Origin of the sequence: Methanolobus vulcani (assembly GCF_900100715.1) — an archaeon.
Classification (GTDB): Archaea; Halobacteriota; Methanosarcinia; order Methanosarcinales; family Methanosarcinaceae; genus Methanolobus; species Methanolobus vulcani.
The window spans coordinates 17518-30104 of sequence record NZ_FNCA01000002.1; the positions used below are offsets into that span (position 1 = coordinate 17518).

At 41.4% G+C, this 12587-nt stretch carries 13 protein-coding genes; 9 read left to right on the forward strand and 4 right to left on the reverse strand.

What is annotated here, in order from left to right; all coding sequences use genetic code 11:
- The 4 genes from map to BLP52_RS02565 all read left to right on the forward strand — a co-directional run bounded on the left by map (nt 1) and on the right by BLP52_RS02565 (nt 3149).
- Nucleotides 1–897 (forward strand): type II methionyl aminopeptidase, encoded by an 897-nt coding sequence (gene map, locus BLP52_RS02550; RefSeq protein ID WP_091708455.1) that lies wholly within the window; start codon nt 1–3, stop codon nt 895–897.
- A gap of 65 nt (nt 898–962) precedes the next feature.
- Nucleotides 963–1718 carry a hypothetical protein gene (locus BLP52_RS02555; protein ID WP_091708457.1) on the forward strand — a complete coding sequence of 252 codons (756 nt, stop codon included), beginning with the start codon at nt 963–965 and terminating at the stop codon, nt 1716–1718.
- Between the two features lie 18 nt (nt 1719–1736).
- Complete coding sequence (locus tag BLP52_RS02560; protein ID WP_091708458.1) at nt 1737–2024, forward strand: YunC family protein; 288 nt, start codon at nt 1737–1739, stop codon at nt 2022–2024.
- A 93-nt stretch (nt 2025–2117) separates the two neighbouring features.
- Entirely contained in the window at nt 2118–3149 is a 1032-nt protein-coding gene (locus BLP52_RS02565; protein ID WP_091708460.1) for a TRM11 family SAM-dependent methyltransferase, read from the forward strand.
- A gap of 9 nt (nt 3150–3158) precedes the next feature.
- On the opposite strand, the gene BLP52_RS02570 is transcribed toward BLP52_RS02565, so the two are convergent.
- From BLP52_RS02570 to BLP52_RS02580, 3 genes are read right to left on the reverse strand one after another with little or no spacing between them, the layout of a single operon-like run.
- Complete coding sequence (locus BLP52_RS02570; RefSeq protein ID WP_091708462.1) at nt 3159–3731, reverse strand: M48 family metallopeptidase; 573 nt, start codon at nt 3729–3731, stop codon at nt 3159–3161.
- A 22-nt stretch (nt 3732–3753) separates the two neighbouring features.
- The gene (gene truA / locus BLP52_RS02575; protein WP_091708464.1) at nt 3754–4563 is read right to left on the reverse strand and encodes a tRNA pseudouridine(38-40) synthase TruA; all 810 of its coding nucleotides are present in this window, start codon (nt 4561–4563) and stop codon (nt 3754–3756) included.
- A gap of 16 nt (nt 4564–4579) precedes the next feature.
- On the reverse strand, nt 4580–5509 hold the full coding sequence (locus BLP52_RS02580; protein WP_091708466.1) for an ArsR/SmtB family transcription factor: 930 nt from the start codon (nt 5507–5509) through the stop codon (nt 4580–4582).
- A gap of 140 nt (nt 5510–5649) precedes the next feature.
- On the opposite strand from BLP52_RS02580, the gene BLP52_RS02585 reads away from it, so the two are divergent.
- From BLP52_RS02585 to ablB, 5 genes are all read left to right on the forward strand, one after another.
- The gene (locus BLP52_RS02585) at nt 5650–6717 is read left to right on the forward strand and encodes a formate--phosphoribosylaminoimidazolecarboxamide ligase (protein WP_091708469.1); all 1068 of its coding nucleotides are present in this window, start codon (nt 5650–5652) and stop codon (nt 6715–6717) included.
- A gap of 66 nt (nt 6718–6783) precedes the next feature.
- Nucleotides 6784–8217: an NAD(P)/FAD-dependent oxidoreductase gene (locus tag BLP52_RS02590; protein ID WP_274377635.1), complete on the forward strand. Its 1434-nt coding sequence runs from the start codon at nt 6784–6786 to the stop codon at nt 8215–8217.
- 268 nt (nt 8218–8485) lie between these two features.
- Nucleotides 8486–9742, forward strand: a complete 1257-nt coding sequence (locus BLP52_RS02595; RefSeq protein ID WP_091708473.1) for an ATP-binding protein — start codon at nt 8486–8488, stop codon at nt 9740–9742.
- Between the two features lie 230 nt (nt 9743–9972).
- Nucleotides 9973–11286 (forward strand): lysine 2,3-aminomutase, encoded by a 1314-nt coding sequence (gene kamA, locus BLP52_RS02600; RefSeq protein WP_091709143.1) that lies wholly within the window; start codon nt 9973–9975, stop codon nt 11284–11286.
- Complete coding sequence (gene ablB / locus BLP52_RS02605) at nt 11279–12121, forward strand: putative beta-lysine N-acetyltransferase (RefSeq protein ID WP_091708475.1); 843 nt, start codon at nt 11279–11281, stop codon at nt 12119–12121. Before kamA ends, ablB begins: the two co-directional genes overlap by 8 nt.
- Here ablB and BLP52_RS02610 read toward each other — a convergent pair.
- A complete protein-coding gene (locus BLP52_RS02610) occupies nt 12112–12555 on the reverse strand; it encodes an Lrp/AsnC family transcriptional regulator (protein WP_091708476.1) in 444 nt (147 codons plus the stop codon). The genes ablB and BLP52_RS02610 overlap by 10 nt on opposite strands.
- Between the last annotated feature and the right edge of the window lie 32 nt (nt 12556–12587).

Genomic DNA, 12587 nt, shown 5'->3' on the forward strand with positions numbered 1-12587 from the left:
ATGGCTGATAAAGTTAAGGAGATCGAAGAGATAGTTGAAAAATATCTCAAAGCAGGAAAGATACTCTCACAGGTAAGAAGTGAGGCAAAGGACAGGATCAAGGTAGGTGTCAGCCTGCTGGAGATCGCTGAGTTTGTGGAGAACCGTGCAGTAGAACTCGGTGCGGATGGCTCTGCATTCCCATGTAATATTTCCCGTAACGATGAAGCGGCACACGCCACTCCATATGCAGGTGAGGAAACTGTCTTTGGTGAAGATGTCATAAAACTTGATCTTGGTGTTCATGTTGATGGTTATATTGCAGATTCTGCAATCACAATTGACCTTTCCGGAAAGTATACTGAACTTGTGAACGCGTCCAGAGATGCTCTTGATGCAGCAATAGATACTGTTAAGAATGGTGTAACCACAGCAGATATTGCCGCAGCCATAGAAGATGCAATTCTTGCGCATGACCTGAAACCAGTAGGAAACCTCACAGGACACGGGCTTGCACAGTATATTCCTCATGCTCCTCCAAGTGTGCCCAACAGAAGAGTAAGCAGTGGAGTTGTACTTAAAACAGGTGACATAATTGCCATAGAGCCTTTCGCAACAGATGGTGCAGGCAGGGTAGTTGACGGATCACTAACTGAGATCTTCCAGGTAGTGAACAAAAAACCAGTACGTTTACCAGCTGCAAGGGCTCTTCTTAAAGAACTTGCTCCTCACAGGACTCTTCCATTTGCAAAGAGATGGCTTAAGACACCGCAACTTGACTTTGCACTTATGCAACTTGAAAAAGCAGGAATTGTCCATTCATATCCTGTCCTTAAGGAAGTCGCAGGTGGAATGGTCTCACAGGCAGAGCATACTGTTATAGTAACAGAAGACGGGTGTCAGGTTACAACTAAATAACGTACTAGGAAGAGATTTGATTGAGAATCGGGAGTTTCTTATCTTTAATCTTTATTCTTTTTTTATTGCTGGTCATCCCTGCAAGTGCAGCCTACACCTGGGATAACAGCATAAATGTACAGAAAGACAATATGACCTGGTCTTACACGGAACAGTACTCAGGTGACAGATCTATCATTTTCAAAAAATATGTTGATATAGAATTCGGGAATGATGACGGTTTTGTGGCCGCCTGGGAATTACTGAAAGCGGATGTGTCCATGAGCAAGACATTCAGACAGTCCATAGAGGACAATATGGATGTGAAAATTGACAATTCTTCAAAGAATGTCATTTTACTGGACGTTGAAGCGGACATGTCATCAGAGCTTATTGGTCCCACAAACGAGAAACGTGATGTAGTCAACGAATATAAGGTATCTTACGACTTCAAGGTTCCCTTAGATGAGTCAGGTTCTGTGCTGTGGTTCCAGGGTGAACCTCAAACCGATGTTGCTATCAGTTTGCCTGAAGGTATGGATGTCTTATCTATAGATGGGATAGATAATGAATCTGTAAAGGAATCATCAAAAGGAACTATAATTGAAGGAACATTTGGCTTCACTGGTGAAGTGGTCATTGAGTATTCCATTGCAAAGAAAAAATCTGAATTTAACGACGGAAATGCTGGAAATGTAACTTCAAACATGACAAAGTCTTCTCCCGAATCAGCAAAGAAAACACGCATAGAGGATTTCTTTGACAGGTTATTTTCCGGTGGTACTGACGAAATACTTAAGAAATTGAAATTGGATGGCACCAACAATCCTCATATATACTGAAAAGATCGAGGTGGTATTATGCTGATAGAAATGATCGAACTTGAGAACGGAACTTGCATGGGTTTGAGTTTCGCTATGCAGAATGCATCATTACTCGTAATTCGCGCTGACAGAGGTTTTGTGATGTGCGGTTATCTTGACATGGAAACCGCATCAGCTCTTGGTGATGTAGCTGTGAAGGTCAAGGGTGTGAACAGCTTTGAAGATGTGCTTGCAGCACCGGTTGTCGGAGCAACTCAGAAAGCTATTAACCTCGGTATTAAAGTAGGTATGACAGGAAAAGAAGCATTAGAACTGATGTTCTGATTCTTTTCTTGTGCCGATTCCTAATTTGTTTTTTGTTTTTAAACCTTCACTGAAACGCTTTAAATACTACTTCTATTCTCTATTGCAGTTATTATGCTGTATGCTTTTGAGTTATCCGGTGAGCACGCTGTCCTGCCAGTAAAAGAGGTCTACGCCTGTCTTTCAATGGAAGGTCTGACATTCAGGGAACATGCATTCTATGACCAGTGCCTGATAGTTGATATTGAAGGTGAGGGCGTGGCTGCAAAGCTTCGCTTCATTGCAGGCAGATTGGCAATGTCCCATTACATACTGAAGGTTGTCGGGATCTGCGATGTTGAAGCCGAGCAGATCATAGAGATGTGTGACAGTTCCGATCTCTCAGGACACCTGTCAGAAGACCAGACCTATGTTGTCCGTGCAAAAAGGGCAAAACATCATGGTGATGTCAAAAGAGAGTTCATAGAAGGAAGACTTGGTGGCAGTATATATCGCAAAGGCTTCAGGGCTAATATGAAAGAACCTGATGTGACTTTCCGTTTAATAATGACCAACAAGGCAGTCCTGGGCTCATTGGTGGCAACAGTTGACAGGGGCGACTATGAACACCGTGCACCACATAAGAAACCATTTTTCTACCCCGGTGTGCTCATGCCAAGGGTTGCAAGAGCTCTGGTGAACATATCTCAGATCCGTTCAGATGAGGTTTTTTTTGACCCCTTCAGCGGTACGGCAGGTATTCTGGTAGAAGGTGGTCTTATAGGTGCTCATGTTATTGGCATCGAAGTACGCCGTAAGATCTCTCACGGTGCAAAGATGAACCTTGATGAATACAATGCTGAGTATTCATTACTGGTCGGTGATGCATGTCGTGTTTCTCTTAAAGATTCGTGTGTGGATGCAATCGTAACCGATCCTCCTTACGGGAGGTCTGCAGCTATCAGGGCTGAATCTCTTCATCATCTGTACACAGATTCATTTGCAGAAATGTATCGCGTCCTTAAAGCCGGAAAACTTGCAGTTGTGGTTTCAGAGATGAAGGTTGTTGAATTCGCAGAAAAGGCTGGCTTTACAGTTGTAGATATTTTCACGCAAAAAGTACATAAGAGTCTTACAAGGACATTTACTGTCCTTCGAAAAAACTAACAGAAGGCCCTACTGATAATTTTGAGATTCTTGCTGTATCATCGACCAGTAGGCTGCAAGCCTTGTCTCTGATTCTTTGTAATCAGGATAACGCTTTTTGACATGACTCCAGAACTTAGGACTATGGTTCAGTTCGATGAGATGAACCATCTCATGATGGACAATATACTCCACCATTTCATCTGGAAGGCATTGCATAAAAGTATTGAAATTGAGATTTCCTTTGGAACTACAACTTCCCCATTTTGTTTTCATTTTCCTGAACCTGACATTTTCAGGTTTGACTTTGAGTTCCTTTCCAATCAATACCACACATTTATGAACAAGACTTTTCAGTTCGTCCACTGACCTACCGGTTACAAGTTCAATGTCCTGAGAAAGATCCTGTATTTTCTGCATTCTGGAATAGCGGTTGTATATCCATCTCTGATGCCTGCGGATTATTTTCTCATGTTCTATGAACGATTTCGGAACAATGAGATACAGCTCTCCCTCACGAAACTCTAATCTTGGATTCTTCACATCCCTGCGGATCAGTTCATAGTCTATGACCAGATCCCGAATGCTTGCAGTACAACGCATTTTCTTAAAAAAGTTGAAAGGGTTATTCGTTTGGAACCAAGTGGTCCATTACTTCAGCCATGACCCTATGTCGCACCAGATAGTCGTGCACATTATCGCTGGCTCTTCTGATAGCATAAGCATCCTCACACCAGTCAATAGGTTCTGGATATTCCACTTCCATGAGTGTCAGGCCGTATGCAGCCGATGACTCAAGTCCTTCTTCGTATGATTCAGGGTCAAGCATTTGCATAAGCCATTCTTCATCCCTTACACCACTTCCAACCATTGTGAGGGCTGTGACGATTTTCCTTACCATGTTCCAGAGAAAACTGTTTGCCTGGATGTCTATTTTAGTTAAGGTTCCACTGACGCGCACATCTATTTTTTCCACATTGCGGACGGTGCTTTTGTCTCCTTCCTTGGTGCAGAAATTGGCAAAATCATGTTCACCAACAAGCAGTTTTGAAGCAGCTCTTATCTTTGCTATGTCATACTGCTCGCCGCTCATAATGTATCTATATTTGCGGCTGATGGCCCATCGCCTTGGGTCAAAATCATCAGGTACTTCTGCATGTGCCCATGCCCATATTGAATTTGGTAATTTTGAATTAATGACCCTTGGGATTGCGAGATTGGGTTTGTCGGTATCAAAAGCAACAACCTGTTCTCTTGCATGTACTCCTGCATCCGTTCTTCCGGAACTTGAAAAACGTGCAGATTTAGGATTTTCTATGATCTCAAGCTGTGTGAGTGCATTGAACAGCTCGCCTTCTATCGTAGCTACATCCGGCTGGACCTGTGATCCATGATAGCCAGTGCCTACATATGCTATTTTCAGAGCAACTCTCATACAATTCACTCTGGCTTCATATGTTCTTTTTTCTATAATAGATTTCTCTTACAAATAGAAGGGTGATCACAAAAATGCAGCCGAAGAAGAACCATACACTCATATGTGACAGAATTCCGTGCATAAACGGATCTGTAACAGTTCCTCCTGTTGCAGTCACACTATCTGTTACTGTATTAGACATGGGTGCGACCTGTGTATGATTTGTTGCCATCGCACTTTCTCTAATAAGATCAGCACCTGTATCAGTTCCATTAGGAGCTGATGAGGCAAGCATTTCAGGTTGTACGCCGTTTGATGGTATTGATGTCATTTCAGCAGGCATCTCATGTACAATGGTTTGATTATGGAGTACGGTGCCAGATGCGTTTGTATCCACATCATATTGGTATCCTGCAAATTTCGCTGCTTCATATGCCGGTACTTCTTTTGTCATTGCAGCCACGGATTCATTTCCTGCATAAACAGGAATGCTGCTGGTGCTGGCAGAATCCTGTGCCATTTGAGGTGCATAAGAAAACATTGAGTATCTGCTAAGGGCTTCAAGTCCTGTTGCAGCAAAAACGGCACCTGCGATGAGGCCAAGATACTTTTTGAGCATACTGATAATGGAAGATCTGTCTTTTTTCATGCTTCCAGGGGCAACAACTATCAGTTTCTGGACCGGTTCGTATATCTTGACTTCCCGGCCTTTGCGACTCCATTTTGTTTCTTTGACTTTTATAAGATCAGCTTCAATAAGCCCGTCCAGATTATATTTTACAGTTGTCAGCGGCATGTCAAGTTCTTCAGCGACATCACTGGCAGACATTGGTTTATCTGCAAGTATCTCCAGCATTTTCATTGCTTTTTCATTTGAAAGCAATTGGGTTATTTTTTTAGAATCCTCACTCAGAGGAAGAATGAGCACTTTTTCCGAGCTTGTACCTTCTTCGTTCTCTCCCATAAATCCCAGTATATGAATGTTGATTTATATTATTTCCTTTAAGTTCAATTTCACTTGAACTTATAACAATTTAAAATGTAACTCGAAAAGTTAAAGAATAGCAAGAACAATATGAGGTAAATTCTAGGGGCTATTACACTATGATCACTAAAGAAGAAATAATGGAAATCGTTGAGAATTATGACCAGGACAATCTGAGCATTGCCACTGTTTGTTCTCACTCCAGTCTTCAAATATTCTATGGTGCAAGACAGGAAGGTTTCAGGACCATAGGCATCTGTGTAAAAGAGCCACCAAGATTCTACGATGCTTTTCCTCTTGCAAAACCGGATGAGTTCATTGTAGTTGACAGCTACAAGGAAATCCCAACTATCCTTGATGAGCTGCGCACAAAGAATGCTATTATCATTCCACATGGTTCTTTTGTAGAGTACATGGGTGGAGAGGTATTTGCCGAGCTCCCAATTCCAACTTTCGGGAACAGGGCCGTTCTTGAATGGGAATCAGACAGGGAAATGGAACGTGAATGGCTTGAAGGTGCGGGAATTGAAATGCCAAAGCTGGTGAAACCTCAGGAGATCGATGGTCCGGTAATGGTCAAATACCATGGTGCAAAAGGTGGCCGCGGTTTCTTTGTTGCCAAGAACTATGAGGAATTCCAGGAACACATTGATCCGAATGAGAAATTCACAATTCAGGAGTTCATTGTAGGAACCAGATATTACCTTCACTTCTTCTATTCACCACTAAGGGAAGAAGGCTACAAACTAAGTACTGGTATCCTTGAAATGCTCAGCATGGACCGCAGGGTCGAGTCAAATGCAGATGAGATCTTCAGGCTTGGTTCACCAAAAGAGCTTGAAGAGGCAGACATAATTCCAACTTATGTGGTTACGGGAAATGTTCCGCTGGTTGCCAGGGAATCACTTCTTCCAAAAATATTCAATCTTGGTGAAAGGGTTGTTGAGCAGTCACTAGAACTGTTCGGCGGTATGATCGGTCCTTTCTGTCTTGAGACAGTGGTCACGGACAAACTTGAGATCAAGGTCTTTGAGATATCCGCACGTATAGTTGCAGGTACAAACATTTATCTTGCAGGTTCTCCTTACTCCGACCTCATTGAACCAAATCTCTCAACCGGTAAGAGAATTGCTCAGGAAATAAAACTTGCAACTTCAATGGGACAACTCGACAAAATATTATCATAATTCTTTTATCTTCACAACGCTAATATTATTCTGTGGTTCTTTTATAGGGAACCACGGAGTGATACTATTTCTGACGCAAGCTATGATTATGATGTTATTATCGTAGGTGCCGGACCGGCAGGTTTGTTCGCAGCCTACGAACTTGCCGGAAAAGGGTTAGAAGTGCTGGTTGTGGATGCAGGAAAGAATATCACAGAAAGGCATTGCAGTGTATCTTCAAGCTCAACATGCGGTCATTGTTCTCCTTGCTCAATTTTATGCGGAGTAGGTGGTGCAGGAGCTTACTCGGACGGAACTCTTAATCTGAGGCCGGATGTAGGTGGAAATCTTGCAGAACAGACAGGGGATCCTGACTCTGCATGGGAACTTGTGGATTATGTGGATAATATCTATCTTAAATATGGAGCGCCTACCAAAACATATTCAGCAACAGGTGAAGATGCTGAAATGCTCAAGCGTAGAGCAGCTTCTGTTGGTGCCAGATTTATAGATATCAAGCAACGTCATATTGGTTCTGATAATTCCGTTGTGCTTATTGAACGCATGAAAAATGATCTGGAGTCAAAAGGTGTATCCTTCTTGCTGGAATCCAGAGTAAAAGATATAATTGTTGATAATAACAGATGCAATGGAGTACTTCTGGAACACAGGGAGATACGTTCAAAATACACTTTGGTTGCACCTGGAAGAGTTGGATATGAGTGGGTAAACTACCTTGTAGATCACCATTCAATTAAATTCTCTTATAGTGGTGTTGATATTGGTGTCCGTGTGGAGGTTCCCTCAATAATCATGGACCCGGTAACAAAGATAAATCATGATCCGAAATTCCATATATATACCAAAGGTCACGATGATTTTGTAAGATCCTTCTGTACCAATGAACATGGATTTGTGGTTAAGGAAGAATACGAGGGTTTTGTTGCCACGAATGGACATTCCATGCATAGTAAAGAATCAGAGAACACCAATTTCGCTTTTTTGGTGCATGTGGAACTGACAAGACCTATGGAGAACACCATCAAATATGCAAGGTCAGTAGCAAAGCTTGCAACGACAATTGGAGGTGGAAAACCTGTCCTTCAAAGGCTCGGTGATCTTAAAAGAGGCCGGCGTTCAACATCAGAAAGTATCAGCAGAAATGCTGTTAACAATACCTTGACAGACATTACTCCGGGTGACATTTCCATGGCTTTGCCCCACAGAATAGTTATGGATATCATGGAGGGTCTTGAAGTTCTTAATGAGATAATTCCAGGTGTCTACTCAGATTGCACTCTTTTGTATGCTCCGGAAGTAAAGTTCTATTCCCTGAAAATAGATGTGGATAAAAGCATGCAGACCAATATCAAAGGTCTGTTCGTTGCAGGTGATGGTGCCGGTTTATCACGTGATCTTATTAACTCTTCAGCCACGGGAATTCTGGCTGCAAGAGGCATACTCACCCATGCAGAACATGGAAAAACTCTCTTAAAAATAAGTATCAATGAAAAGAAATGAGGAACCTCGCATAATGATGGTTTGGGTGAAGTTTGGGGTATGATACATTAAAATAATCAATGCATCAGAGGGGAATGATGTGATGACGGAGATTCCTCTTTCTCCTACATATTGATGTCCCTATAAATACTTTATTAATTAAAATACTGACACTCTTTTATTTTTAAATGTCTCCTGTTATTCATTTTAATCTTTTAAAATTGTATATTTTACATTTTCAGACGAAATCAAAAATACTATATATTGTAACTATGTTCTCCAGTCCTGTATGTCAGACTCTTTAAATGCAGGTGTTTCAAAGCAGCAATATATCCTTGGTGGGAACGGTGAAGATGTCCTTCTTTACATGGGAAGGTATCTTGCACGTGATCGCTCTTCCGGTTCACATGTATCACTGGATGTGAATAAACCGCATGCAGTTTTCATAGCAGGCAAAAGAGGCTATGGTAAATCCTACACAATGGCAGTTCTCATGGAAGGTATGATGATGCTGCCAGATGATATCAGGAGTAATGTTTCATCAGTTGTTATTGATACTATGGGTATTTTCTGGACACTTGGGAAAGCTAACGAGGTTCAAAAAGAACAGATGCTCAAATGGGAACTTGAACCTGCAGCATTTGATGTCGATATTTTCGTACCTGAAGGAAGTCTTGCTTCCTATGAAGAACGACACATCAATGTAAACCCGATCTCTTTACCAATATCAGAGATGGATGGGTATGAGTGGTGCAGGCTGTTTGGCATAGACCAGGTATCTCCATCCGGAGTTCTTATTGTACGGTTGATAGATGATCTGAGAAATAAAGAAACATTCTCATTTGAAGATATCATTGCTTCAGTGACGGTAGATGAACGTGCTGATCCAGTTGCAAAAAGTGCTGTTCAAAATCATTTCAGGACAGCAGATTCATGGGGTATCTTTTCGGAAAAAGGCGTGGGAATCGCAGAACTGGTTAAAGGCGGGTCAACATCAGTAATTGATGTCAGTACTATCAGAAGTGAGGCTGTAAGGTCTGCACTTGTGAGTTCAATTGCCAGGACTATCTATCATCTGAGACTGGAAGCCAGGCGTTCATATGAAAGAAAAATGATGGGCGATAATTCTGTCGAAAAAGGAATTCCAATGGTGTGGCTGTTTATCGATGAGGCTCAGCAGTTCCTTCCTGCACAGGGCGAGACGCTTGCATCGGATGTGTTACTGAACGAATGGTTAAAACAGGGAAGACAACCCGGTCTTTCACTTGTCCTTGCAACGCAGCGCCCGGTATCGATTCATCCAGATGTACTTTCACAATCTGATCTTGTAATATGCCATAGGCTCACGTCCCAGGATGATATCGATATCCTTGAATCTGTCAGACCTACCTATATGAAAGACAATTTCGCAGATTCAATAATGAAAATGGGTTCTGAGAAAGGAATTGCGTTTGTTGTGGATGATAATACAGAGGCTACACATATCATCCGTATTCGTCCCCGCCTTAGCTGGCATGGGGGAGACGATCCTTCGGTTATTCCATAATGTGGGTTCTGCGGATTCTGCAAAAATAATATGGCAAAAATTCAGATATCTCCAATAAATTATATAATACCTAAAAAGATTATTTGCTATTATATCAGAATTGATACGTGCGCAGAAGATCAGCGCTGGACTATGTTTGTGATCTAATGATATTTCGCAAACAGAAAACAGGTTCAGTGTGTTCTGTTTTCAACTCTCTTCTGCAGATCCATATACTATTAAGTGATTTGATGCAATCTTACAAACTCAGGCAGCAAAATATTGTAGATAGAATAGACTCTGAAGAACCTCTTGCAAAATGGAATGACTGGAAGTGGCAGTTAAGACATTCAGTTAATGATATTGACACTTTTGAAACACTTCTTGACATTAAGTTTGAGGCTGAAGAAAGGGAAGCTTTACTAAAAACACTTGAAAAATTCCCGTTATCAATTACTCCTTACTATCTTTCTCTCATAGAAGTGGAAGATTTCAGAAATGACCCAATTTTCATGCAATCTTTTCCTTCTCCGCAGGAACTCATTGTATCATCTGATGAGATGGCAGACCCGCTGAGTGAAGATCATGACAGTCCTGTCCCGGGAATAACGCACAGATATCCTGACAGGGTACTTTTCCATATCAGTAATGTATGTTCAATGTATTGCAGGCACTGTACAAGAAAAAGAAAGGTAGGTGACGTAGATTCCATTCCTGAAAAAGATGAAGTTCTTCAGGGAATAGAGTACATAGCAAACAACCCTCAGGTGAGAGATGTTCTTCTCTCCGGAGGCGATCCTCTGATGCTTTCGGATGAATATCTGGACTGGATTCTTACAGAATTACGTGCAATTCCACATGTTGAGGTCATAAGGATTGGTAGCAGAATGCCGGTTGTTCTGCCATACAGAATAACGGACAATCTTGTAAACGTCCTGAAAAAACATCATCCTGTGTGGCTAAACACTCATTTCAACCATCCGCGTGAAGTTACAACTTCTTCAAAACAGGCACTCAGAAAGCTTGCAGATGCAGGTATCCCACTGGGTAACCAGACCGTCCTGCTTGCAGGTGTGAATGACTGTTACAGGATTCTCAAAAGACTATTCCACAAGCTTGTGGAAAACCGTGTCCGTCCATATTATCTTTATCAGTGTGACCTTTCCGAAGGTCTGACTCATTTCAGGACATCTGTGGGTAAAGGCATAGAGATCATGGAAAATCTCATAGGTCATACAAGTGGCTTTGCAATTCCATCCTATGTAATTGACGCTCCCGGCGGAGGAGGAAAAATACCTGTAATGCCAAACTACCTGATCTCCTGGTCAACTAACAAAGTCATTCTCAGAAATTATGAGGGAGTTATCACTTCCTACAAAGAACCGGATTCTTATGAAGCAATTTATTGTGACAGGAAATGCGATGATTGTGCTTTGCAGTTAAAGCTTGATGAAGCTCAGGAATTCAGATCAGTGGGAATTGCAAAACTGCTTTCTGATTTTGATGATGCATTGAGTCTTGTACCTGAAGATACCGAACGTATGGAGAGAAGGAACGTTGAGTGATAAGGTTCTTAAGATCAATAATTCAGTGATCCAGCACGGTCCTTTCAATGACCGTGTGTACCTGATGAAGCTTTCACCGGAGGATTTTGCAGAAGTACCTGCCAGGGTAGAGGAAATAGCAGAAACGAATGGATATTCAAAGATATTCTCCAAGATACCTTCGTCTGCAAAAGATCATTTTCAGGAAACAGGCCATGTTGAAGAAGCCTGTGTACCAGGTATGTATAATGGAGATGAAAGTGCCAGCTTCATGGCAAAGTTCCTTTCAGATGAACGTAAGAAAGAGCAAACTCCTGATGAGGTTTCAGGAGTAATCAGTACCGCACTTTCAAAGCTCAATAACTCTAAGGAAGTAAAACTTTCAGGCGATGAATATTCTTTTGTTTGCACCAAAGAAGACGCTCAGGAAATGGCAAAAATATATAGTAAAGTTTTTCCAAGTTATCCTTTTCCTATACAAAGCCCGGAATATCTTCTCAGGACAATGCAGGAGAACCTTGTTTATTTTGGAATAAGGAAAGCAGGGAAAATTGTTGCTCTTGCATCCAGTGAAATGGATGTTGAGAACAGCAATGTTGAGATGACCGATTTTGCAACATTACCTGAATACAGAGGTAGAGGTTATTCTTACTATCTGTTGGAAAAGATGGAATCAAAAATGCGTGAGATGGGGATAATAACTGCTTATACGATTGCAAGGGCAAGATCCTATGGAATGAACATTACATTTTCCCGTAGTTCATATTCATATGCAGGAACCCTAGTGAATAATACTAACATTTCCGGGTCCATTGAAAGCATGAACGTCTGGTATAAAAAGCTTGATCAGATGTGATATATGCTGTCCTTGATATTTTTTGTAATTATCTCTACACTATAATTCTGTACGGGAATCTCATAGAGAAGACGATTGTTTATGAAATTTGTCAGTTCTTCTTCATCGTTGAAAAGACCGAAGGCTTTGATAGAGTATTGTCCTGTAGTCTGGTATATTTTGATGAACTCTTCAATATCCATGAGTTTTTTAATACTCTCTTTTGTCTTCTTTGGTTCCATTTCCAGATTGAAGATGGCAAATGTTCCCTTTCCAAACTTTTTGGGGTTTAGTAAAACAGTATAATTCTTGATGTATCCTTCATCTTCCAGTTTTTCAAGCCTGTACCTGACACCATTCTCACTAAGGCCTACTTCCTTGGCTATCTCTGATATTGGCGTTCTGGCTCCTTGTTGCAGTATGGATAGAATTAGTTCATCCTTTTTGCTGACCATCGCCTTTAACTTAGGTTTGCTATTATTAATGA

Bases quoted from the DNA above. Each gene is read 5' to 3' on its own strand.
- BLP52_RS02610 (WP_091708476.1), bottom strand. From the start codon at position 12,555: ATGGTCAGCAAAAAGGATGAACTAATTCTATCCATACTGCAACAAGGA.
- kamA (WP_091709143.1), top strand. From the start codon at position 9,973: ATGCAATCTTACAAACTCAGGCAGCAAAATATTGTAGATAGAATAGAC.
- BLP52_RS02565 (WP_091708460.1), top strand. From the start codon at position 2,118: ATGCTGTATGCTTTTGAGTTATCCGGTGAGCACGCTGTCCTGCCAGTA.
- truA (WP_091708464.1), bottom strand. From the start codon at position 4,563: ATGAGAGTTGCTCTGAAAATAGCATATGTAGGCACTGGCTATCATGGA.
- BLP52_RS02560 (WP_091708458.1), top strand. From the start codon at position 1,737: ATGCTGATAGAAATGATCGAACTTGAGAACGGAACTTGCATGGGTTTG.
- BLP52_RS02595 (WP_091708473.1), top strand. From the start codon at position 8,486: ATGTCAGACTCTTTAAATGCAGGTGTTTCAAAGCAGCAATATATCCTT.
- BLP52_RS02580 (WP_091708466.1), bottom strand. From the start codon at position 5,509: ATGGGAGAGAACGAAGAAGGTACAAGCTCGGAAAAAGTGCTCATTCTT.
- map (WP_091708455.1), top strand. From the start codon at position 1: ATGGCTGATAAAGTTAAGGAGATCGAAGAGATAGTTGAAAAATATCTC.
- BLP52_RS02570 (WP_091708462.1), bottom strand. From the start codon at position 3,731: ATGCGTTGTACTGCAAGCATTCGGGATCTGGTCATAGACTATGAACTG.
- BLP52_RS02585 (WP_091708469.1), top strand. From the start codon at position 5,650: ATGATCACTAAAGAAGAAATAATGGAAATCGTTGAGAATTATGACCAG.